The sequence below is a fragment of the Neorhizobium sp. PAMB6716 genome (genome assembly GCF_058242805.1).
Window position 1 is genome coordinate 909346 of record NZ_CM177835.1, and the last position, 22361, is coordinate 931706.

The window sequence follows — 22361 nt, forward strand, 5'->3', positions numbered from 1 at the left end:
GCACTCGTGCGCGCCCTGCCGGGGTGATGCGCGATGGCAACACGGCAGCGCGGTTAACCAAAGTAAACGATTCATTAACCATGGCCGGTGTCTAATCGGTCTGTGCAGGAATCAGGTCTGCGCAAGCAAGATGGCATAAGCCCAGGTAATCTCGGGGGACTATTGATGAGTGGCAAGCACGTGGCAGTTCTGATGGGAGGGCTCTCCTCCGAGCGCCCGGTCAGTCTGTCGTCCGGCAATGCCTGCGCATCCGCGCTGGAGGCTGAAGGCTTCCGCGTCACCCGCGTCGATGTGGCCCGTGATATTGCCGCCGTTCTGGCGGACCTGAAACCCGATGTCGGCTTCAACGCCCTCCATGGACCGAACGGCGAAGATGGCACCATTCAGGGCATTCTCGAATATTTGCAGATCCCTTACACCCATTCCGGCGTGCTGGCCTCGGCCCTTGCCATGGATAAGGACCGCGCCAAGGCTGTTGCTGCCGCTGCCGGCATTCCGGTTGCCGAAGGTATTGTTGTTGATCGCCACGAGATTGGCGCAACCCATCCGATGCAGCCGCCTTATGTGGTGAAGCCCGTCTGCGAAGGATCCTCCTTCGGCGTCGTGATTGTCCGCGAAGGCCAGTCGCATCCGCCGCAGGTGCTCGGCTCTTCCGACTGGCGGTATGGCGACCGGGTGATGGTCGAGCGTTACATTGCCGGCCGTGAACTGACCTGCGGTGTCATGGGCGATGAAGTGCTTGGCGTGACGGAAGTGTTGCCGCTTTCCGGCGCCTTTTATGATTATGATGCGAAATATGCCGCCGGCGGCTCCTCCCACGTCATTCCGGCGCAAATTTTACCGAATATTTACCAAAAAGTACAAACACTGGCCCTTAAGGCGCACCAGGCGATGGGGTGTCGCGGTGTGAGTCGCTCCGATTTCCGCTTCGATGACCGTTTGTCCGAGGATGGCGAGCTTGTCTGGCTTGAGGTGAACACCCAGCCGGGCATGACGCCGACCTCCCTGGTGCCTGAAATGGCCGCCTATGCCGGCCGTTCCTTTGGTGATCTCGTCCGCTGGATGGTGGAGGACGCTTCGTGTTCGCGCTGAATGGCAAAAAAGCTCCGGTTTCCCGCGGGCGCCCGTCGCAATATCCGGCCGGTGACGACCGTATGGTGCTGCCGCGCCCGATGCGTCGCGTCGTGCGCTTCTGCGTGAGCCTGGCCACCGGGCGCATTCATATTCCCCGCCACACCGGCACGGCCGGCGTTTTTGTCCTGTTCGGCGCGGTCGGCCTTTACGGCATGTCGCTGGGCGGTCATGCGGACGATTTTGCCCAGGTGACGACGGCCGCTGCCGGCTTTGCCATCGAAAAGGTGATGATATCAGGCAACGTGCAGACGTCGGAAATCGATATCCTGCAGATGCTGGGCCTTGATGGCGCAACCTCGCTGGTCGCGCTCGACATCGAAGCGGCACGGCGCAAGCTTGCCGATCTTCCCTGGGTCGAGAACGCGCAAGTGCGCAAGGTCTATCCGAAGACGATCGAGGTCACGCTCAAGGAGCGTGAAGCCTTCGGCATCTGGCAGCATGGCACCGAACTGTCGCTCATCGAAAAGAACGGCAGCGTGATCGCGCCGCTACGCGACAACAAGTTTGCCTCGCTGCCGCTGTTCGTCGGGCGGGATGCCGAATCAGCGGCAGCCGCCTTCGATGACGAAATGTCCGGCTGGCCGGAGCTGAAGGCCCGGGTGCGCGCCTATGTGCGTGTGGCCGGCCGTCGCTGGGATCTGCATCTCGATAATGGCGTGGTCATCAAACTGCCGGAATCAGAGACTCAGCAGGCACTCGTCCTGCTTCACCGCTACGAGCAGTCGCAAGGACTTTTGAACCGGGACATCGCAGCCGTTGACCTGCGTCTTCATGATCGCACCACGATCCGCCTCACGGCGGACGCTGCGGAACGTCGTGCCTCGGCTGTCGAGGCACGCGCAAAGGCCCTCAAGAAGGCAGGAGGTCAGACGTGAGCCTGTTCGGTTCTTCAAATTTCGGCCTGCCGCGCCTGAAGCCTCTGTCTTCGAAGCGTTCGCATGTCGTGTCCGTCCTCGATATCGGTTCGAGCAAGGTGGTCTGCATGATCGCGCGGCTGACGCCGCGTGCCGAAAGCCAGATCCTGCCCAACCGCACCCATAGCGTCGAAATCATCGGCATCGGCCATCAGCGGTCGCGCGGCGTCAAATCCGGCGTGATCTCGGATCTCGATGCGGTGGAAAGCGTTGTGCGGCTGGCCGTCGATGCCGCCGAGCGCATGGCGGGCCTCACTGTCGATAGCCTCATCGTCAACGTATCGGCCGGGCGAATCACCAGCGACGTCTACACCGCGACCATCGATCTCGGTGGCCAGGAAGTGGATGCGACGGACCTGCGCAAGGTGCTGACGTCCGCCAGCCACCAGTCGGTGCGCCAGGACCGGGCCGTGCTGCACTCGCTGCCGACCGGCTTTTCGCTGGATGGCGAACGCGGTATCCGCGATCCGCTCGGCATGTACGGCGATCTTCTGGGCGTCGACATGCATGTGGTGACCGCAGAACGGGCCGCTCTTCGCAATCTCGAACTTTGCATCAACCGCGCGCATCTCTCGGTCGAGGGCATCGTGGCAACCCCTTACGCCAGCGGCCTTGCCGCGCTCGTCGATGATGAAGTCGAACTTGGTTGTGCGGCCATCGACATGGGCGGCGGCACCACGACGATCTCGGTGTTTGCCGAGGGTAAGCTCGTTCACACCGATGCGATCGGCATCGGCGGCCATCACGTGACGACGGATCTGGCGCGCGGTCTTTCGACCCGCATCGAGGATGCCGAGCGCATGAAGGTCGTTCACGGCTCAGCCATCACGACGGCGGCCGACGAGCGCGACATGATTTCCGTGCCGCCGATTGGCGAGGACGACCGCGATCTGCCGACGCAGGTGCCGCGGGCTCTCGTCACCCGCATCGTGCGGGCGCGTCTTGAAGAAACGCTGGAACTGATCCGCGACCGGATCCAGAAATCCGGCTTCAGCCCGATCGTCGGCAAGCGTGTGGTGCTGACCGGCGGCGCGGCCCAGCTGACCGGCCTGCCGGAAACGGCCCGCCGCATTTTGGCGCGTAATGTGCGTATCGGCCGCCCGATGGGGGTTTCGGGTCTGCCGACAGCGGCCAAGGGGCCGGCTTTTTCGACGGCGGTGGGTCTGATGATCTATCCGCAGGTCGCGGACATGGAAACACATGCGGGGCAGGGCGGACTTCTCGCCACGCTTGGCAATGGCAACAGCCGCATCGCCCGCATGGGCCAATGGTTGAAAGAAAGTTTCTGACACTCTTTACGGAGTGTCAGCCCAGTTTAGAGAATCGGCCCGCTTGGCGAGGCGGCCAGAGAAAGAAGGAACGGTTACTATGACCATCAATCTGCAAAAGCCGGACATCACCGAGCTGAAGCCTCGGATCACCGTCTTCGGCGTTGGCGGTGGCGGCGGCAACGCCGTTAACAACATGATCACTGCGGGTCTCGAAGGCGTCGATTTCGTTGTCGCCAACACCGATGCCCAGGCGCTCACGATGGCGAAGGCCGAACGCATCATCCAGATGGGTGTGCAGGTAACCGAAGGCCTTGGCGCGGGTTCGCAGCCGGAAGTCGGCCGGGCCGCAGCGGAAGAATGCCTTGACGAGATCATCGACCACTTGTCGGGCACGCACATGTGCTTCGTCACCGCCGGCATGGGCGGCGGCACCGGCACCGGTGCTGCCCCTGTTGTCGCACAGGCTGCCCGTAACAAGGGCATCCTGACGGTCGGCGTCGTCACCAAGCCGTTCCACTTCGAAGGGCAGCGCCGCATGCGCCTTGCCGAGATGGGCATCCAGGAACTGCAGAAGTCGGTCGATACGCTGATCGTTATTCCGAACCAGAACCTGTTCCGCATCGCAAACGACAAGACGACCTTTGCCGATGCCTTCGCCATGGCCGACCAGGTTCTCTATTCGGGCGTTGCCTGCATTACCGATCTGATGGTGAAGGAAGGTCTCATCAACCTCGACTTCGCCGACGTTCGCTCCGTGATGCGCGAAATGGGCCGCGCGATGATGGGCACCGGTGAAGCGTCCGGCCAGGGCCGCGCCATGCAGGCCGCCGAAGCTGCGATTGCCAACCCGCTGCTCGACGAAACCTCGATGAAGGGCGCACAGGGCCTGCTGATCTCCATCACCGGCGGTCGCGACCTGACGTTGTTCGAAGTGGACGAAGCGGCAACCCGCATCCGCGAGGAAGTCGATCCTGACGCCAACATCATCCTCGGCGCCACCTTCGACGAAGCGCTTGAGGGCGTCATCCGCGTCTCGGTTGTTGCAACCGGCATCGACCGCGCCATGAACGAAAACGATCTGCGTTCCGCTGAAATGCGCGCCGCCACGAAACCGATTATCCGTTCTTCGGCGGCCGTTGCTTCGGCTCCGGCCGCAGTTCAGCCTGCAATGGCGCAGGCACCCCGCACCGCCGCCCCGGTTGATCACGTGGCCGAAACCATCCGTCAGGCGGAAGCCCAGATGGAACGCGAACTGTCGATTGCCACTTTGCAGCATTCGGCTCCGGCTCCCCAGCCGGTGCAGGCGCAGCCCGCTCCCGCCCCCATGCAGGAAGAGTTCCGCCCGCAGAGCCGTCTGTTCCAGCAGCCAGCACCTGTGGAGCCGGTCGCAACCCGTCCTGCTCCGGCCTATAATGCAGCCCCTGCCTATTCGGCACCTGCACCGCAGGCACCGGTGATGAGCCAGCCGGCCCCGATCCAGCACCAGCCGGTTCAACAGCAGCCGATGCAGCAGCGTGTGGCCCCGCAGCCGGTCGAACAGGCCGCTCCGGTCATCCGCAATGTGGCAGAGCAGGTCCGCATGCCCCGCGTGGAAGACTTCCCGCCGGTCCTGAAGGCTGAAATCGAGCATCGCAGCCAGCCGGTTTCGCATGCAGCCGAAGAGCGTGGCCCGATGGGTCTCCTGAAGCGCATCACCAACTCGCTCGGCCGTCGCGACGACGAAGAGGGTGTGGCCGCCGAGATGACGTCGGCTCCGGCCGCCGCATCCCAGCAGCGTCGCCCGCTGTCGCCGGAAGCAAGCCTCTACGCGCCGCGTCGTGGCAATCTCGACGATCACGGTCGTTCGGTTCCGTCGTCGAACGCCCATCACGAGGATGACCAGCTGGAAATCCCGGCCTTCCTGCGCCGCCAGTCCACCTGATCGACAGGAGAGGCCGGACTGCCGGCCTCACCCCATCCCGTCTTCAAACAGAAAAAAACGCCCGCGCTTCTCAAGCCGCGGGCGTTTTCGTGAACGGATGGTCCATGCGCCGACAGGGCCGGATCAGTTGACCAGGGTGATGTCGGTGACGGCGGTATTTTTCGGCGACCAGCTCACGGAAACAAGATTGCGAAAGCTTTCCGGAAACATGAAAAGCTGGTCCTGGTTGGAATTGCCGCGAACGGTCACTGCAAAGGCGGTCGTGCTGCCATTGGCCAGTCGTCCGACAAACATGATCGACTGCGTCGGTGTATTGCGGTCCGGATTGCAGATCTTTAGCGCCTTCAGGCGGAAGGGCCGGTCGGTATTGTCGACGGACAGGTTTAAATTGGTGTTGCCGCGGGCATAAACGAGGATGCGGTTACTTCCCTGTTCGCGCATGGCGCGGATACAGTCACTGTCGTCGCTGCACGGCTTCAGCCCGTTGCGCCCGATGAGCGTGTAACCCTTCTCGCTGTATTCCTGGACCGTCGCGGTCGGATCAACGCTGGAAAAGGAGAGGGTGGTTTCGCGTCCCGCGCCGTGGCAAGGCTCCTCGACCTTTGCCGACGCCTTGAGCACGGCGCCATCGATGGGCAAGGCGACAGTGGTGGCCGGTGATCCGCATGATGTCTGGTCTGGGGAGGCGTGAGCGATATCGTCGGCCGCCGCGAGGCCCGTATGTGCGAATGACATATATAAAGAAGAAAAGATAAATATTGTGCAGCGCACTGAAGCCTGTTGACGCAGGAAAACGGATTTGTAATCTTTAGTCACGGCGGCCTCCCCGCAGTATTTCTAATTTTTAATTTATTTTTCCGATTGTATTTACATGCGACCGCTGCCGTCAAGCTTCTCTTGTTCATCAAGGGGGCCGTGAGGCGCTTTTCCCGTTTTCCCCGGGAAACCTCGGTAAATCAACGCACTGACTTCGTAACAATGCGAAAGAAACAGTGATTTGGCTTGGTCGCACACCCAGCATATGTACAGAATTGAGAAAGCAAGGTTTCGCCGCGTCAAGCGTAACGAAACGTCAAGGGTCCGACGTCCCGAAAGTGGAGGTTGGCCATGAGAAGGCACAAGACATGACGATCGGACTTCTGGGTTTCCAAACCACAATCGCAGCCCCCGTGACCCTTTCTGGCATCGGTGTGCATTCTGGCAGTCCGGTCTCGATCACCTTCCAGCCGGCGGAAGCCGGCACCGGCATTCTGTTCAGCCGGCAGCTGGCCGATGGATCTGTCGCTGAATATCGCGCCGTTTCGTCCAATGTCGGCAATACCGATCTCTGCACCGTGCTTGGCACCTCGCTCTCGCGCTCGATTGCCACCATCGAACATGTCATGGCCGCACTTTATGCGCTGGGCCTCGACAATCTGGTGGTGGAGGTCGATGGCGCCGAAATGCCGATCATGGACGGTTCCTCCTTTCCCTTCATCGACGCTATCGAACAGGCCGGCATCGTCAACCTGGGTGAAAAGCGCCGCTACATCCGCGTGCTGAAGCCGGTGCGCATCGATTCGGGCGCCTCCTGGTCGGAATTCCGTCCCTATGATGGCACGCGTTTCGAGGTGGAGATCGATTTCGACTCGCCTCTGATCGGCCGCCAGAGCTGGAAGGGTGACCTGACGGCGCAGGTATTTCGCGATGAACTGTCGCGCGCCCGCACCTTCGGCTTCATGCGGGATGTCGAGCGTCTCTGGGCTGCCGGCTTTGCGCTCGGCTCGTCGCTCGAAAATTCCGTCGTGATTTCCGACGATGATTCGGTCGTCAACATCGAAGGCCTGCGTTACACGGACGAATTTGTGCGCCACAAGACGCTGGATGCCGTGGGCGATCTGGCACTCGCCGGCGCCCAGTTCATCGGCTGCTACCGTTCCTATCGCGGTGGCCACAAGATGAATGCCAATGCGCTGAAGGCGCTGCTGAGCGATCCCACAGCCTATGAAGTGGTGGAAGCCCCGATGCGCAGCCAGCGGGTTCGCGCCCGTGAATTCGTCGCCGTCAGCACGGCGGAATTTGCGCCCTGGGCCGGTTGAGCACCATCAGCACACTGTTTGTAAGGCCGTCTCCCGCAGGCGGCCTTTCTTTTTGGAACATGGTGTGGCGCTGCCACAAAAATGCGTCAAAGCACCATCATTGCGTTGCTCTCCCGCTTCTTTTATGGCTAGAACGCCAATTCGGGCGGTCGATGTAACATCGCGTGGCAATCGGGAAGTGTCGAATGACTGAGACGAAGTCTGTTGGAATGAGGAACACCGCACGCCTTGCGCTCGTGTCCCTGCTGCTGGTGGGAACGGGTACGCTGGTGACCTCTTGCCAATCGGACCCGGACATCGACATCACCAAGCTTGGCCTCAATGCCGATCCGCCGGAGCAGCTCTACAATCAGGGCCTTGCCAACATGAAGGCCGGCAACCTTGCGGAAGCCAGCCGCAAGTTTGACTCCATCGAAAAGCAGAACCCGTTCTCAGAATGGGGCCGCAAGGCGCTCGTCATGAGCACTTTCACCAAATATCGTCTGGCGCGTTATGATGATGCCGTTCAGACGGGCAATCGTTACCTGAAGCAATATCCGCGCTCGGAAGATACAGCCTATGTGCAGTATCTGGTCGGTCTGTCCTATTCCAAGCAGATTTCCGACGTGACGCAGGACCAGAAGGCCTCCAACCGCACCATCGAGGCGATGTCGGTGGTCGTGCGCGATTTCCCGAAGTCGGAATATGTCGAGGATGCGCAGGCTAAGATCCGTTTTGCCCGCGACCAGCTCGCCGGCAAGGAAATGCAGGTCGGGCGTTATTACCTCGAGCGCAAGGAATATCTGGCGGCCATCACGCGCTTCCGCACCGTTGTGGAAAATTACGGCAACACCAATCAGGTCGAAGAGGCGCTGGCGCGTCTCGTCGAAGCCTATTATGCCATGGGCGTGACGGAAGAGGCGCAGACGGCAGCGGCCGTTCTCGGCCACAACTATCCGGACAGCCAGTGGTATGCGGATAGCTTCAAACTCCTGAAGGGCGGCGGACTGGAGCCGCGCGAGAACCGCGGATCGTGGATTTCTCGCGCCGGTGCCAAGCTGATCGGCGCCTGAAACAAGGGACATCATGCTTAGCCAGTTGTCGATCCGCGATATCGTTCTGATCGAGCGGCTGGACCTTTCGTTCGAAAGCGGCCTTTCGGTGCTGACGGGCGAAACCGGGGCGGGGAAATCCATCCTCCTGGACAGCCTGTCGCTGGCGCTCGGTGGGCGCGGCGATGGCGGGCTTGTGCGCCACGGCCTCGACAAGGGGCAGGTGACCGCCGTCTTTGACGTGGGCATGGATCACCCGGCGCGCCTGATGCTGCGTGAAAACGGCCTTGATGATGACGGCGACCTGATTTTCCGCCGCATGCAATCGGCCGACGGACGCACCAAAGCCTCCATCAACGACCAGCCGGTCAGTGTGCAGCTGATGCGCCAGGCCGGCCAACTGCTGGTGGAAATCCACGGCCAGCATGACGATCGGGCGCTGGTCGACATCAATGCCCATCGCGCGCTGCTCGATGCCTTCACCGGGCTGACCGACGAGGTCGCCACCGTCTCCTCCCTCTACAAACAATGGCGCGATGCCGACCGGGCTTTGAAAACCCACCGCGCCCGCGTCGAGGCGGCTGCCCGCGAAGCCGATTTCCTGCGCGCCTCGGTCGAGGAACTGGAGGGCCTTAGCCCCCGCGACGGCGAGGAAGAGGAACTGGCGGAAAACCGGTCTCGCATGCAGAAATCAGAACGAATCGCCGGTGACATTTCCGAAGCTTGCGAATTTCTGAACGGCAACGGTTCGCCCGTGCCGCTGATTGCCTCGCTGGTGCGCCGTCTCGAGCGCAAGAGCCACGAGGCGCCGGGGCTTCTCGAAGACACCGTGCAGCTTCTCGATGCAGCGCTCGACAACCTCTCCAACGCCCAGATGGAGGCCGAATCAGCCCTTCGCCGCACGGAGTTTGATCCGCGCGAACTGGAGCGCGTTGAAGAACGCCTGTTTGCGCTGCGTGCCGCCAGCCGCAAATATGCCGTCGCCGTTGCCGACCTGCCGGCGCTTGCCGAAAAGATGGTGGCAGACCTTGCCGATCTCGATGCCGGGGAAGAACGTCTGGGGCAGCTGGAAAAGGCTGCGACATCAGCCAAGGCAGACTTTGATCGTGCCGCGCTGTCTCTGTCCGAAAAGCGCCACAACGGAGCCGACGCACTGGCAGAGGCCGTGATGGCAGAACTGCCGGCGCTGAAGCTGGAGCGCGCCCGCTTCATGGTCAATGTCACCGCCGATCCCGACAATGCGACGGCAGACGGCATCGATACCGTGGAATTCCACGTGCAGACCAACCCCGGCACGCGCCCCGGCCCGATCATGAAGGTTGCCTCCGGCGGCGAGCTGTCCCGCTTCCTGCTGGCGCTCAAGGTGGCGCTGGCCGACCGGGGTTCTGCCCCGACGCTGGTGTTCGATGAAATCGACACCGGGGTCGGCGGTGCGGTTGCCGATGCCATCGGCCAGCGGCTGAAGCGGCTATCCCAGACCGTGCAGGTTCTCTCCGTCACCCACGCGCCGCAGGTGGCCGCACGCGCGGCGACCCATCTCCTCATCTCCAAGGGGCCGGCCAGCGACGGCTCCGACAAGATTGCAACGCGCGTGGCGACCATGGCGCCGGAACATCGTGCCGAAGAGATTGCGCGCATGTTGTCTGGTGCGTCCGTGACGGATGAGGCAAGGGCTGCCGCCGCCCGGCTGCTTTCGGGCAGCGCCTGAGCGTCGCTTCGCTCTTTCCAATTTGAGAAAAAGCTCTAAAAACCGACTCCTAAGTGCCAGGAGTTGAGCCCAATGTCAGTCGAACAAGCACCTGCCGAAACTCTTACCGCTCTTGAGGCGTCTGCTGAACTTGCGCAGATTGCTCGAGATTACGATGAGTTGCGGAAAAAGGTGGAAAGTTCTTCTTTGTCTATCTCTGAACGGCAGAGAGTAGGGGATTTGCTCCGACGCAATGAGGAAATTGAAGCAATCTTTCCTGATCTTAGGAGGCCTGATAGCCCCGCTATCGTGTCCCAGGTTTCAGCTAAGGAAAGGCGAGAGCTTCACGAGAAGTTGAGCTACATTGCAGACGATTATCTCAAGATTTCTCTGAATCTACATAAGTCTGACTTTGTCGCAATGCTGGAAAAATTTTACCATCGTGGTGGCTCAGGCACTATAGAAGAACTTTACTCATTTCATAAAACGCTTTCTCGCAAAAATGATGAGCGCGCGAAGGTGATGGAGATAAAAAAATACTTGTCCGCCAGATCCATACAGGCGGTTGAACGTATTCAAAAGATAAAAGATTTTATGGATTTTGCTGATGAAATGTATCATACATACGATACTCCAATTATGGCTGATGCAGAATACGATGAGCTAAAGAAGGCTTTTGCAACGTTCCTGCTTCAAGGTGAAAAGCTAGTTGATCTGCAATATCAAGTGAACGCCAAAGTTGGGGCCACACCGGCTGCGATTTTCAGACCTGTCACCCACGCCCGCCCCATGCTCTCGCTCGACAACACGTTTTCCGACGAGGACGTGGGTGATTTCATCGGCTCGGTCTATCGCTTCCTCGGCCGTCTCCCGGATGATTCGATTGCGTTTACCGCCGAGCCGAAGATCGACGGGCTCTCCATGTCGATCCGCTACGAGAACGGCCGCATGGTGAGCGCTGCGACGCGCGGCGATGGCACGACGGGCGAAAACGTCACGGCCAATATCCGCACCATCGCCGAAATTCCCCAGCAGCTGCCGGCGGGTGTGCCTGAAATCGTCGAAGTGCGCGGCGAGGTCTATATGGCGAAAAGCGATTTTCTGGCGCTGAACGCCCAGATGGAGGCGCAGGGCAAGCCGACCTATGTCAACCCGCGCAACACGGCGGCGGGTTCGCTGCGCCAACTCGACGCAAAAGTGACGGCAAGCCGCAAGCTGCGCTTTTTTGCCTATGCCTGGGGAGAGATGTCGGACATGCCGGCGACGACCCAGATGGGCATGGTGGAAACCTTTCGCGACTGGGGCTTTCCGATCAACCCGCTGATGAAACGGCTGACCTCGGTTGCCGAAATTCTGGCGCATTACCACGAGATCGGCCTGCAGCGCCCGGACCTCGATTACGATATCGACGGTGTCGTCTACAAGGTGGACGAGCTTGCCCTGCAGCAGCGTCTGGGTTTTCGCTCGCGCTCACCGCGCTGGGCCACCGCCCACAAGTTTCCCGCCGAACAGGCCTTTACGACGGTGGAGGCCATAGACATTCAGGTTGGCCGCACCGGTGCGCTGACGCCGGTGGCGCGGCTGACCCCGATTACTGTCGGTGGCGTGGTCGTCACCAATGCCACCTTGCATAACGAGGATTACATCAAGGGCATCGGCAATTCCGGCGAGCGCATCCGCCCCGAAGGCCATGATATCCGCATCGGTGATACCGTGATCGTCCAGCGCGCCGGCGATGTCATTCCGCAGGTGCTGGATGTGGTGCTCGAAAAACGCAGCGAAGACGCCCGTGAATACGTGCTCCAGCCGAAATGCCCGGTCTGCGGCAGCCATGCGGTGCGTGAGCGCAACGAGAAGACCGGAAAGCTCGATTCGGTCATGCGCTGCACCGGCGGTTTTACCTGTTCGGCACAGGCCAAGGAGCATCTGAAACATTTCGTCTCGCGCAATGCCTTTGATATCGAGGGCCTCGGCGCAAAGCAGATCGATTTCTTCTTTGACGCGGAAGATCCCGCACTGCAGATCCGCACCGCGCCGGATATTTTTACGCTGAAGGCACGACAGGAGGGCTCGAGCCTCACCAAGCTCGAAAACATCGATGGTTTCGGCAAGGTCAGCGTCCGGAAACTGTATGACGCAATTGATGAGCGTCGCCAGATCGCGCTCCACCGCTTCATCTTCGCGCTCGGCATCCGCCATGTCGGCGAAACCACGGCAAAGCTTCTGGCACGCGCCTATGGCAGCTATTCTGTCTTCGAGGCGGCCATGAAGGAGGCGGCAAGCCTGTCCGGCGATGCCTGGACGGATTTGAACAACATCGAGGGCATTGGTGAGGTGATGGCGCGCGCCATCGTTGAATTTTTCAAGGAGCCGCGCAATGTCGAGGTGATCGGGCGCCTTCTATCGGAAGTGACGCCGCAGGAGGCCGAACAGCCGGTGACGACCGACAGTCCCGTGGCGGGCAAGACGGTGGTGTTTACCGGCAGCCTCGAAAAATTCACCCGCGACGAGGCCAAGGCCCGCGCCGAAAGCCTCGGCGCCAAGGTGGCCGGCTCGGTGTCGAAAAAGACCGACATTCTGGTTGCCGGTCCGGGTGCGGGTTCGAAACTGGCCAAGGCGGCAGAGCTTGGCGTTCAGACGATGGACGAGGATGAGTGGCTGGCGCTGATCGGCGGGTGAGGGAGGTTTGCTAGGCCCCGGTGATTTGACCGTCGTAGCCAGCCGCCCCCTCATCCGCCCTTCGGGCACCTTCTCCCCGAGGGGAGAAGAGAACCGCCATCGCTGCGGCCCCTCAGATGGAAGAGGCTGAAACGTCGACCCCATCCCGCTTCTCGCCTCGGGGAGAAGATGCCGGCAGGCAGATGAGGGGGCGGCTGGCGCAAAGATCAACTGTTCGTCTGTTTCGATGACCACCGCAACGCTTTTGGTTCGCTTCTCCCCTTGGGGAGAATGTGCCCGAAGGGCGGATGAGGGGGCAGCTGGCGCAAAGGTCAGCTTAAGCCATTTTCTTGCCACACGCGCCAAGGGCAACCCATAGCCACCGTCCTTCCGAACGGCCCCCTCATCTGCCTGCCGGCATCTTCTCCCCGGTGGGGAGAAGCGGGATGGGGTTGGCGTTTGAGCTTATTGCCATTTGAAAGGCCGCGGCGCTTACAATTCGCTTCTCCCCTCGGGGAGAAGGTGCCCGAAGGGCGGATGAGGGGGCGGCTGGCGCAAAGATCAACTGGCCATCTATTTCGATGAGGGGGGCGGCGTGCGCTTCATTTCACCCGCGCCATCGCATACGCATCCACAAACGCCCCATCGCGGAAAGCAAAATCGGTGTGGGTGCCTTCCACGGCAAAGCCGAACTTTTTGTAGAGCGCCAGCGCCGGTTCGTTGTCCACGAAGACGGTGAGTTCCAGGCGGCGCAAGTTCAGCCAGTTGTCGGCAAGATCTATGACGGCGGCCATCAGCGCCGAGCCGATACCGCGGCCGGCATGCGCATCATGAACGCCCATGCCGATGGAGGCCACATGCGCGCGTCGACCGGTCTGCCGCATCAGGCCGATCTCGCCGACAATCTCACCGTTCAACTCCGCCACCAGCCCTTGAGTGTTGGGGTTGGCGTCGCTGAAGCGACGGGCGGTTTCGGTGATGCTCTGGTAGGGCAGGCGAAGCGTTCCCCGGCGAAAGCCCGGCAGGTTCACAAGTGCTGTGATCGCCTCGACATCGGAGGGGCGCGCGGCGCGGATGATAAAATCGGGATTGGGTCGTTGTGCGGGTGGTTCGTCTCGCATCGTGCTCTCTCGGGTTTTGGTAAAAGCCGAGGCAGAGCCATGTGACGGGTCCCTGCCTTAACCGGCAGGGAAGTGTGGACTGATCAGGCCATGCGCCGACCGTCCACACGCCCTGCAGGGCGGATGGTGTGGGTCATCACAAGATGGGTGCGCAGATTGATCATGGGCTTAAGGTCTCAGACGGTTCGCCTGTCGTCAAGATGGCTTTGCCGAATCAGCACCGGGGGATAGAACCATCCGCACAACATCCGCCGGGACATCGCCCTTGAAAACCATTGCCATCGATTTCGAAACCGCCAACGAGCAGCGCGGCAGCGCCTGTTCGGTCGGTCTCGCCTGGATCGAGGATGGGCGGGTGGTGCGCGTCGAGGAGCGGATGATCCGGCCGCGCGACATGCGCTTTTCCTCCTTCAACATTGCCGTCCACGGCATCCGGCCGGAGCATGTGGAGGATGCGGGCGAGTTTCCCGAGGTGATGGATGAGTTCATTGACGATTTTGCCGGCGCCACGATGATTGCCCATAATGCGGCGTTTGATTTCAGCGTCTGGCGCGCCTGTCTCGATCTTTACCGCCAGTCCTATCCGGAGCTTTCCTATCTCTGCAGCGTCAAGATGGCGAAAAACGTCTGGCCGCACCTGACATCGCATAAGCTGAACGTGCTCGCCGCCCATCTCGGCCTGCGGTTCAAACATCACAATGCAGCGGAAGACGCTGCGATCTGCGCGGAGGCGACGCTTGCCATTGCCCGCACTGTCGGGGCCGCTCACGCTCGCGACATTCCGCTGCACATCGGCATGACGGTTGGGCGGCTGTATGCCGGTGGTTATACGGCCTGCACGCTGCGCAAGCGCTGAACGTCTGCCCGGCGCGCGACCGTCTTGCAATCGACCGTCCGATGCCTATCTCGTGATCAGCATTCCCTGATGGAGACCTTGTTCATGCGCGCCCCTCTTTTTCTTGCCGCCGCCGCCGTTTTTGGTGCGCTGATGGCCTCTCCATCCTTAGCCGACGTGGTCGGGGAAGTCGGCGTCGACTGGATGGGCAACGATATCATCGTGGACGCCGTCACCGATCCCAAGGTGAAGGGCGTCACCTGCCACGTCACCTATTTCGATCGCGGCGTGCTGGACCGGCTGAAGAACGGCAAATGGTTCGAAGACCCCTCCAACAATTCCATCGCCTGCCGCCAGACCGGGCCGATCGAGATCGGCGATATCTCGCTCTCCAAGGGCGGCGAGGAAGTGTTCAAGCAGGGCATGTCGCTGATCTGGAAAAAGATGGTCGTCAACCGGATCTATGACAAGGAAAACAACACGCTGGTCTACCTCGTCCACACGCGCGAACTGACCGACGGCTCGGCCAAGATGGCGATTTCCACGGTGCCGCTGTTCAACCAGGCCGTCACCTGGACGAAGGGCCAACCGAAGTGAGGGCGAGATAACGCCGAAAACCCCGGTCGCAAGGACCGGGGCATCGCCATCCATCAGCAGCATTCTGGACGTACCAAGCCAACCGCTTTCGCGGATCAGGCAGCCTGCGCCAGTTCGTCGGCAATCACCGTGTCGAGGTTGAGGAAGCAGACCATGGTCTTTTCCAGCGCCACGATGCCACGGCAGAAGGCGCGCTGGGCTTCCGGAATGATTTCCGGCGCCGGCTGCAGATCTTCGCTCTTGATCGTCATCATGTCCGACACCTGTTCAACCAGCAGTCCGACCAGCTTGCCGGCGATGTCGGTGACGATGATCGCCGCACGTTCCGACGGTTCGGTCATCTTCATGCCGAGACGGCAGGCCATGTCGATAACAGGGATCACCGCGCCGCGCAGGTTGATGAGGCCGAGCACGTAAGGCGGCGTGTGCGGCATCGGCGTCACCGGAGCCCAGCCGCGGATTTCGCGGATGGCCATGATGTCGATGCAGAACTCCTGGTCGCCGAGGTGGAAGGAGACGATCTCGAGATAGGCGCCGGTCTTCTTGATAGCGTTCGTCATGGTTAGAATTCTTCCCATTGTTCTTTGGTGGCGACAGCGAGCGAACCCGCTGCCGGCCTGCTGCTGGTGATGGCGCTCGCAACCCTGTTCATCAGGTTGCGGGCGGGAGAGGGGCGGGACTGGGCGGGGGCGCTTGTCATCTCGACAGCGCGCGGCCCCGCGCTTTCGATGCGGAACTGGCCCATTAGGCGGGTCAGGTTTTCGGCATCGCTGGCGAGCGTATGGCTGGAGGCATTGGTTTCCTCCACCATGGCCGCATTTTTCTGGGTGGTCTGATCCATCTGGCCGATGGCGGAGTTGATTTCCGACAGGCCGACGAACTGTTCGCGCGCCGAGGTGACGATGGCGCCGACGTCGTCGTTGATCTTCAAGACGTCATCGCCGATACGGTGCAGCGCCTCGCCGGTGGCGCGTACCAACGCAACGCCGGTCTGCACTTCGCCGCTGGAGCGGGTGACGAGCGCCTTGATATCCTTGGCAGCGCCCGATGCGCGGCCGGCAAGCTCGCGCACTTCCTGGGCAACGACGGCAAAACCCTTGCCGGCTTCGCCCGCACGCGCGGCTTCAACGCCGGCATTCAGCGCCAGAAGGTTGGTCTGGAAGGCGATTTCCTCGACCACGTTGATGATCTTGCCGATTTCGCCGGTGGCGCCTTCGATGCGTTCCATGGCGGCCATGGCATCGGTCACCACCTGAGAGGAACGTTCGGCAAAGTCCTTGGCGTTGCTCACCATCTTGCTGGCGCCTTCGGCCCGGTCGGTTGCGTTGCGCACCGTGCGGGTAATCTGCTCCAGCGCTGCCGAGGTTTCTTCAAGCGCTGCTGCCTGCTGTTCGGTGCGCTTGGCCAGATCGTCTGCGGCAGAGCGCATCTGCTGGGCATTGGCCTGGATGGAACTGGAACTGCCGGAAATCTCCGTCATGATCATCCGCAGCTTTTCCGTCAACCGGTTGAAGTCGGCGCGCACCGGCTCCAGGTCCTCGCGGAAGGGGCGGTCGATGGCGACGCTGAGGTCGCCTTCCGAAAGGCGGGTGAGGGCGGCGGCAAGTGCCTGCGTTGCGGTGTTGATCGCTTCGGCATCGGCCTTTTGCACCGCGTCGCGCTCGCGGGTGGCCTGTTCGGTGCGCGCCCGGTTTTCCTGCGTTTCCTGTTCCAGCCGGATCTTGTCGAGATTGGCCTGACGGAAGATTTCGGTGGCGCGCGCCATGTCGCCGATCTCGTCGCTGGCGCCGAGCCCCGGTACCGGCGTGTCACAGTCTCCGGCCACGATGCGCTGCATGCTGTCCTTCAGGTCTCTGATGCCACGGCGGATAGCGCCGCCGTGGATCATCTGCAGAACGGTGACAAAGGCCATGGCGACAAGCCCGCAGATGAACTGGATCCAGAGCGAGTTGCTCGATGTTTTCTCTACCGTTGCAATGTTTTCGGCTGCAAAGGCGCTGCCGAGCCTGGCGATTTCGCTGAGTGTCGTGGTGATCTTTTCGCCGCCGCCGTCGATGGCGTCGTCAATGGCATCGAAGGCGTCCTCCGAAGCGCGCGTTTCCACCAGTTTCGTCAGGTCCACCTGAATGGCTTTGGCGACGGTTGCCACGTCACCTGCAAACGATGCGGAAAGGCTTGGCTGCCCGACGAGGGCGGCCAGTTTTGCGACGTCTGCTGCGCCAGCCTCCAGTTTCTTGGCCGACTCGGCGATCAGCTGGACGCGTTCTGGCTGCACCTTGCCTTCGTCCTTGTCGACGATCGTATCCATCGCGGCAAGAATCATCTCCAGGCTATCGGATTTCAGCGCGGCTAGATTCTCGACCTGCCGGTTGATCTCCACGGCCTGGTTGAGCCCGGTCTCGACGCGCCCCTGCTGGTACCAGCCGATCGTCACGATCGCTCCCATTCCGATAAAGGCTGCGCCGCCGAGCGTCATCAGGCGCTGGCCTACTGACATTGTCCTGCTGCCGGTTGTGCTGGTCATGAGTGCTGTTCGTTCCTGTTGAGGCCCTGGCTGGGAAGACGAGGACGCTGTACAATGCTGGATGCGGTTCGGGAAAAGGCGCGTTCATGCACCGGCAGTTACGTCAACTCGCACCAAAACTGTCTCAAACAGGTGTTAAACATTCGCTAATCCTGATATGGCAAGTAAGAACTTCGCACAGGATCAGTGTTGGACCAGAAAGTTGCCATGCGGTTACCTGAGCATCCTTCATATTTGCCTTTATGGGTCGCCTCGGCGGTGTTTCTGAGCGGCATCTGCGCTTTTGCAGCTTATGGTTGGATCATGCATGGCTCTGCCATCTACCTTGCGATGTCGCAAAGCCTTGCTGCCTGGTGCATGTAGGGGCAGCATTAGGGTGCATCGGCCGCTGCCGGTTGCGGCAATCCAGCGCGCCGAGGTGGTTGAACGCGTTCTTGAATTGCAGCCGGGCAGGGCAGGGCTTAAAGAGGAGCGAACATAATGTCGCCGGGAGCCCGCATCCGCCATGAAGACCATCCGAATAGCCTTGTGGATTGCCTGCGCCGTGATGGCCGCCGTATTGGGCTGGCTGACGCTTGAAGTGACGCGCTCCAACAAGGATATCGCGGAAGGTCCGTTTGGCGTTCCTTTCACACTGGTGGCGCAAAACGGCCAGCCGATCACCGAAAAGGCCTTTCAGGACAAGCCGACAGCGCTGTTCTTCGGTTTCACCCATTGCCCGGAAGTGTGCCCGACCACGCTGTTTGAGCTGAACGGCTGGCTGCACCAGGTGGACCCTGATGGCACCAAGATGAATGCCTATTTCATCACCGTCGATCCCGAGCGCGATCCGCCGGAACTGCTCGGGCGTTATGTCTCCAACGTCACCGACCGCGTTACCGGCATCTCCGGCGATCCGGGCAAGATTGCCGACGTCGTCAAGGGCTTTCGCGTTTATGCCCGCAAGGTCCCGGTGGACGAGAAGGATCCGAACGGCGACTACACCATGGATCACACCGCCTCGGTGTTTCTGCTGAACAAGGGCGGACGTTTTGCCGGCACGATTGCCTATGGCGAAAACCCGGATGCGGCGATGAAGAAGCTGGAAAACCTGATCAAGGGCTGATGCCGGCCATGAAGATCCAAGCTGTTGCTTGATGCGGCGGAAGGTTTTGTGGCATGGCTGATTTTCGTATCGATGGGCCGCGACATGCCCGTCACGAAAAGCCAGCCGCAGAAAGAACCAGACCTTGAGTGAGATCCGCCTCTACGTCACCGTCACCGAGCGCGAATCGGAAGACATTCTCGACTTGCTGTCGCTTTGCTTCGGCGAGGAGGATTTCGCCATCGGCACCACCGAGGTGGATGAAAAGGCCGACCGCTGGGAAGCTTCCGTCTATATGATGCGCGCTGACGAGGACGAGGTGCTGAGGCGCTTTGCCGAAACGATCGGCGAGGCATATCCCGGTCTCGAAATCACCCGCGAAGTGCTGCCCGACATCGACTGGATCGCAAAATCGCTGGAAGGCCTGAAGCCGGTGCGCGCCGGGCGGTTCCTGGTGCATGGGTCACATGATCGCGACAAGGCACGAGCCGGTGATCTCGCCATCGAAATCGATGCGGGCCAGGCCTTTGGCACCGGCCATCACGGCACCACGGCAGGCTGCCTGGAAACCATTGCCCGCGTGATGCGGGCGCATCCGCCGCGCAATGCGCTCGATCTCGGCACCGGCAGCGGCGTTCTCGCCATCGGTGTGAGGAAGCTTGCCAATATTCCGGTTCTTGCCACCGACATCGATCCGGTTGCCGTGCGCGTGGCGGCTGAAAACGTGCGGCTGAACGGCATCGTGCAGGGCATTACGCTGGAGACGGCGCCGGGCTTTCATTCGTCCGCCTTCCGTCGCCATGGGCCTTTCGACCTCATCATCGCCAACATTCTGGCACGGCCGCTGATCAAGATGGCGCCGCAGCTTGCAACGCATCTGTCGCCGGGCGGCGATGTCATCCTGTCGGGAATTCTGGCCTCGCAGCGCTGGAAGGTGATCGCCGCCTATAATGGTGCAGGCCTTGCCCATGTGCGCACCATCTGGCGCAACGGCTGGGTGACGATCCACCTGCGTCACGGCGCGTAGTCCTCGTCTTTTTGCGGCGCAGCATTGCGTTGAATGCATAGCGTATCGCAGGCAAACGAAAAGGCGACACCCGGAGGTGCCGCCTTGGAGTTGATCGGACCTGGAGGAGACCGATCCGACCCGCGAGCCGTTGGGGAGGTGCTCAAGCGGGTCTTATGCGTATTCTGGCAAGTCGACGGCCGGGAGGAAAGCCGATGCGATGGCTGATCAGAACACGTAGCGTGTCGCACCCTTGCGGCGCAGTTCTTCCTGGCTGGTGCCAAGCGTTGCAAGCGTTTCGTTGTCGAGATACATCAGGGCGCCGGTGACGTAACGGCTTGCCTGGCGTTCGCGTGCTGCAACGACGCGGTCGAATGCATTGCGGAAAAATGAATTTGCCATGTCAGCGGTCCTTTGTGGTCGGTGAGGTTTCTCGCTCACCTGTTGATGGAGATATAGGCGGTTTTTCGCTGTTCAGTCAGGGGTGCTGCGTCACGGGTGTCATGCTTCAGATGCATAGGTTGTGGTTTTTGAGGAGGATTGTGCCTCATCCCTGCACAATTGCGCATCATTTGCGCGGTTATCTGGTCCGGCGATGATTTTCGGGTAACATCGCGCCCGAAACGGAATCGCCCTTATCGAAAGTAGATCCATGTTCCAGTCGTTCGAAACCACTTCGTCCCCCGCTGCCGGCCCGGCGCGCGTCAAAACCCTTCGCGAGCGGTTCGATGACCTCGGGATCGACGGTTTTCTTGTGCCGCGTGCCGATGAATTCCAGGGCGAATATGTGCCGGCTTCGGCTGAGCGCCTGTCATGGCTGACAGGCTTTACCGGATCGGCCGGCATGGCGCTGATCCTGCGGTCGCAGGCGATCGTGTTTGTCGATGGGCGTTATACGACGCAGCTCGTCCAGCAGGTGGATGCAGAAACCTTCACGCCCGGCGATCTGGTCGGCGAGCCGCCGCACAGCTGGATTGCGACCCATGCGCCGAAGGGCCTGCGTCTTGGTATCGATCCCTGGCTGCACGCCGGCGCCGAAGTGAAGCGGCTGACGACGGCACTTGCGGCGCGCGGCGGAAGCCTCGTCATCCTCGATCACAATCCGCTCGATGCTGTCTGGCACGATCGTCCGGCCGAGCCGATGGGCGCGGTTGCCGTGCAGCAGGACATGCATGCCGGCAAGCCCGCTGCTGAAAAGATTGCCGCAATCGCCGCAGGCCTCACCGACAAGGGGGCCCGCGCGGTTCTCATTGCCGATCCCTCCTCGATTGCCTGGATCTTCAACATCCGCGGCGCCGACGTGCCGCATACGCCGCATCCCCTGGCGCGCGCCATCATTCTCGATGATGGCAAGGCCGAGCTGTTTATCGCCGCGCAAAAGGTTGGCGCGGAGGCGGCCCGTCATCTCGATGCGCTGGCTTCACGGTTCGAACCGTCGGAGCTTCCGGCACGGCTGGCGCATTACGCGACCGGCGGCGCAAAAATGCTGATCGATGCCGATGCAACGGCAATCGCGCTGGCAAAGGTGATCGAGGATGCCGGCGGCGTCGTGGTCGAGGCGACGGATCCTGCCCGTCTGCCGCGCGCGATCAAGAATGCCGTGGAGCTTCGTGGTTCGGCAGAGGCTCATGTGCAGGATGGCGCGGCGATGGTCGCCTTCCTCCATTGGCTCGATGGCCAGCAGCCGGGCACGGTCAGCGAAATCAGGGCGGTCAATGCGCTGGAAGCGTTTCGCGCCCGCGTCGGTGAAAGCCTGCAGAACCCGTTGAAGGATATTTCTTTCGACACGATTTCCGGCGCCGGCGAGCATGGCGCCATCATGCATTACCGGGTTACGACCGAAACGGACCGGGTGCTGGAACCCGGTGAACTGTTCCTCATCGATTCCGGCGCGCAATACATCAACGGCACGACGGACATTACCCGCACGGTTGCCATCGGCGCGGTGCCGGAGGAACAGAAAAAGTTCTTCACGCTGGTGCTGAAGGGTATGATCGCCATTTCCGTGGCGCGCTTTCCAAAAGGGTCGCGCGGCTGCGATCTCGATCCGCTGGCGCGCATCGCGCTCTGGAAGGCCGGCGCCGATTTTGCCCATGGCACCGGCCATGGCGTTGGTTCTTATCTCTCCGTGCATGAGGGTCCGCAGCGCATCGCCCGTCTTTCGACGCAGGAACTGCTGCCCGGCATGATCCTCTCCAACGAGCCCGGTTATTACCGACCCGGCTCGTTCGGCATTCGCATCGAGAACCTGATTTATATCACGGACCTGCAGCCTATAGAGGGTGGCGACCTGCCGATGATGGGGTTCGAGACGCTGACCTGGTGCCCGATCGACCGGCGGCTGGTGGTCAAGGCACTGTTGACCGAGGAGGAGCACCAGTGGCTTGATGCCTATCACGCCACCGTGCGCGAAAAGCTCTCGCCGCTCATCGCGGATGCAGACGTCCTGTCTTGGCTGGAGCAGGCGACGCAGCCGCTCTGACGTCGTCTTCGGGAAAGA

At 61.2% G+C, this 22361-nt stretch carries 18 protein-coding genes; 13 read left to right on the plus strand and 5 right to left on the minus strand.

The features are described 5' to 3' along the window. Positions 1 to 165: 165 nt before the first annotated feature. From AC4CWH_RS04350 to ftsZ, 4 genes are all read left to right on the plus strand, one after another. Positions 166 to 1092: a D-alanine--D-alanine ligase gene (locus tag AC4CWH_RS04350; protein WP_491320544.1), complete on the plus strand. Its 927-nt coding sequence runs from the start codon at positions 166 to 168 to the stop codon at positions 1090 to 1092. Next, positions 1080 to 2009: a cell division protein FtsQ/DivIB gene (locus AC4CWH_RS04355; RefSeq protein WP_491320545.1), complete on the plus strand. Its 930-nt coding sequence runs from the start codon at positions 1080 to 1082 to the stop codon at positions 2007 to 2009. Before AC4CWH_RS04350 ends, AC4CWH_RS04355 begins: the two co-directional genes overlap by 13 nt. After that, positions 2006 to 3337 carry a cell division protein FtsA gene (gene ftsA, locus AC4CWH_RS04360; RefSeq protein WP_491284411.1) on the plus strand — a complete coding sequence of 444 codons (1332 nt, stop codon included), beginning with the start codon at positions 2006 to 2008 and terminating at the stop codon, positions 3335 to 3337. The genes AC4CWH_RS04355 and ftsA overlap by 4 nt, the downstream gene beginning before the upstream one ends. A gap of 79 nt (positions 3338 to 3416) precedes the next feature. Next, positions 3417 to 5240 (plus strand): cell division protein FtsZ, encoded by a 1824-nt coding sequence (ftsZ, locus tag AC4CWH_RS04365; RefSeq protein WP_491320546.1) that lies wholly within the window; start codon positions 3417 to 3419, stop codon positions 5238 to 5240. A 123-nt stretch (positions 5241 to 5363) separates the two neighbouring features. On the opposite strand, the gene AC4CWH_RS04370 is transcribed toward ftsZ, so the two are convergent. Further along, positions 5364 to 5879 carry a hypothetical protein gene (locus tag AC4CWH_RS04370; protein ID WP_491320547.1) on the minus strand — a complete coding sequence of 172 codons (516 nt, stop codon included), beginning with the start codon at positions 5877 to 5879 and terminating at the stop codon, positions 5364 to 5366. A gap of 485 nt (positions 5880 to 6364) precedes the next feature. Between AC4CWH_RS04370 and lpxC the strand changes: the two genes are divergently transcribed. The 4 genes from lpxC to ligA all read left to right on the plus strand — a co-directional run bounded on the left by lpxC (position 6365) and on the right by ligA (position 12715). Then, a complete protein-coding gene (gene lpxC / locus AC4CWH_RS04375; protein WP_491320548.1) occupies positions 6365 to 7318 on the plus strand; it encodes a UDP-3-O-acyl-N-acetylglucosamine deacetylase in 954 nt (317 codons plus the stop codon). Between the two features lie 209 nt (positions 7319 to 7527). Continuing rightward, positions 7528 to 8370 (plus strand): outer membrane protein assembly factor BamD, encoded by an 843-nt coding sequence (locus AC4CWH_RS04380; RefSeq protein ID WP_491284415.1) that lies wholly within the window; start codon positions 7528 to 7530, stop codon positions 8368 to 8370. Between the two features lie 13 nt (positions 8371 to 8383). Next, positions 8384 to 10057 carry a DNA repair protein RecN gene (gene recN, locus AC4CWH_RS04385; protein ID WP_491320549.1) on the plus strand — a complete coding sequence of 558 codons (1674 nt, stop codon included), beginning with the start codon at positions 8384 to 8386 and terminating at the stop codon, positions 10055 to 10057. 501 nt (positions 10058 to 10558) lie between these two features. After that, positions 10559 to 12715, plus strand: coding sequence for an NAD-dependent DNA ligase LigA (ligA, locus tag AC4CWH_RS04390; protein ID WP_491321348.1), 2157 nt, complete (start codon positions 10559 to 10561; stop codon positions 12713 to 12715). A gap of 581 nt (positions 12716 to 13296) precedes the next feature. On the opposite strand, the gene AC4CWH_RS04395 is transcribed toward ligA, so the two are convergent. Next, entirely contained in the window at positions 13297 to 13815 is a 519-nt protein-coding gene (locus AC4CWH_RS04395; RefSeq protein ID WP_491320550.1) for a GNAT family N-acetyltransferase, read from the minus strand. Positions 13816 to 14080: 265 nt separating this feature from the next. On the opposite strand from AC4CWH_RS04395, the gene AC4CWH_RS04400 reads away from it, so the two are divergent. Together AC4CWH_RS04400 and AC4CWH_RS04405 are read left to right on the plus strand one after the other, a co-directional pair. After that, positions 14081 to 14671, plus strand: coding sequence for a 3'-5' exonuclease (locus AC4CWH_RS04400; protein ID WP_491320551.1), 591 nt, complete (start codon positions 14081 to 14083; stop codon positions 14669 to 14671). Between the two features lie 132 nt (positions 14672 to 14803). After that, the gene (locus AC4CWH_RS04405; protein ID WP_491321349.1) at positions 14804 to 15247 is read left to right on the plus strand and encodes a CreA family protein; all 444 of its coding nucleotides are present in this window, start codon (positions 14804 to 14806) and stop codon (positions 15245 to 15247) included. A 95-nt stretch (positions 15248 to 15342) separates the two neighbouring features. Here AC4CWH_RS04405 and AC4CWH_RS04410 read toward each other — a convergent pair whose 3' ends face one another. Then, positions 15343 to 15807: a chemotaxis protein CheW gene (locus AC4CWH_RS04410; RefSeq protein ID WP_210104599.1), complete on the minus strand. Its 465-nt coding sequence runs from the start codon at positions 15805 to 15807 to the stop codon at positions 15343 to 15345. A gap of 2 nt (positions 15808 to 15809) precedes the next feature. After that, positions 15810 to 17771, minus strand: a complete 1962-nt coding sequence (locus tag AC4CWH_RS04415) for a methyl-accepting chemotaxis protein (RefSeq protein WP_491320552.1) — start codon at positions 17769 to 17771, stop codon at positions 15810 to 15812. 505 nt (positions 17772 to 18276) lie between these two features. Between AC4CWH_RS04415 and AC4CWH_RS04420 the strand changes: the two genes are divergently transcribed. Then, positions 18277 to 18876, plus strand: a complete 600-nt coding sequence (locus tag AC4CWH_RS04420) for an SCO family protein (RefSeq protein ID WP_491320553.1) — start codon at positions 18277 to 18279, stop codon at positions 18874 to 18876. 124 nt (positions 18877 to 19000) lie between these two features. Beyond that, a complete protein-coding gene (locus AC4CWH_RS04425) occupies positions 19001 to 19882 on the plus strand; it encodes a 50S ribosomal protein L11 methyltransferase (protein ID WP_491320554.1) in 882 nt (293 codons plus the stop codon). 207 nt (positions 19883 to 20089) lie between these two features. On the opposite strand, the gene AC4CWH_RS04430 is transcribed toward AC4CWH_RS04425, so the two are convergent. Next, positions 20090 to 20263, minus strand: a complete 174-nt coding sequence (locus tag AC4CWH_RS04430; RefSeq protein ID WP_491320555.1) for a hypothetical protein — start codon at positions 20261 to 20263, stop codon at positions 20090 to 20092. A 250-nt stretch (positions 20264 to 20513) separates the two neighbouring features. Here AC4CWH_RS04430 and AC4CWH_RS04435 point away from each other — a divergent pair, with 250 nt between their 5' ends. Continuing rightward, positions 20514 to 22343 carry an aminopeptidase P family protein gene (locus tag AC4CWH_RS04435; protein WP_491320556.1) on the plus strand — a complete coding sequence of 610 codons (1830 nt, stop codon included), beginning with the start codon at positions 20514 to 20516 and terminating at the stop codon, positions 22341 to 22343. The last annotated feature ends 18 nt before the right edge of the window (positions 22344 to 22361 follow it).

Bases quoted from the DNA above. Each gene is read 5' to 3' on its own strand.
- AC4CWH_RS04350 (WP_491320544.1), top strand. From the start codon at position 166: ATGAGTGGCAAGCACGTGGCAGTTCTGATGGGAGGGCTCTCCTCCGAG.
- ftsZ (WP_491320546.1), top strand. From the start codon at position 3,417: ATGACCATCAATCTGCAAAAGCCGGACATCACCGAGCTGAAGCCTCGG.
- lpxC (WP_491320548.1), top strand. From the start codon at position 6,365: ATGACGATCGGACTTCTGGGTTTCCAAACCACAATCGCAGCCCCCGTG.
- AC4CWH_RS04380 (WP_491284415.1), top strand. From the start codon at position 7,528: ATGAGGAACACCGCACGCCTTGCGCTCGTGTCCCTGCTGCTGGTGGGA.
- recN (WP_491320549.1), top strand. From the start codon at position 8,384: ATGCTTAGCCAGTTGTCGATCCGCGATATCGTTCTGATCGAGCGGCTG.
- ligA (WP_491321348.1), top strand. From the start codon at position 10,559: ATGGAGATAAAAAAATACTTGTCCGCCAGATCCATACAGGCGGTTGAA.
- AC4CWH_RS04395 (WP_491320550.1), bottom strand. From the start codon at position 13,815: ATGCGAGACGAACCACCCGCACAACGACCCAATCCCGATTTTATCATC.
- AC4CWH_RS04405 (WP_491321349.1), top strand. From the start codon at position 14,804: ATGGCCTCTCCATCCTTAGCCGACGTGGTCGGGGAAGTCGGCGTCGAC.
- AC4CWH_RS04410 (WP_210104599.1), bottom strand. From the start codon at position 15,807: ATGACGAACGCTATCAAGAAGACCGGCGCCTATCTCGAGATCGTCTCC.
- AC4CWH_RS04415 (WP_491320552.1), bottom strand. From the start codon at position 17,771: ATGACCAGCACAACCGGCAGCAGGACAATGTCAGTAGGCCAGCGCCTG.
- AC4CWH_RS04420 (WP_491320553.1), top strand. From the start codon at position 18,277: ATGAAGACCATCCGAATAGCCTTGTGGATTGCCTGCGCCGTGATGGCC.
- AC4CWH_RS04430 (WP_491320555.1), bottom strand. From the start codon at position 20,263: ATGGCAAATTCATTTTTCCGCAATGCATTCGACCGCGTCGTTGCAGCA.
- AC4CWH_RS04435 (WP_491320556.1), top strand. From the start codon at position 20,514: ATGTTCCAGTCGTTCGAAACCACTTCGTCCCCCGCTGCCGGCCCGGCG.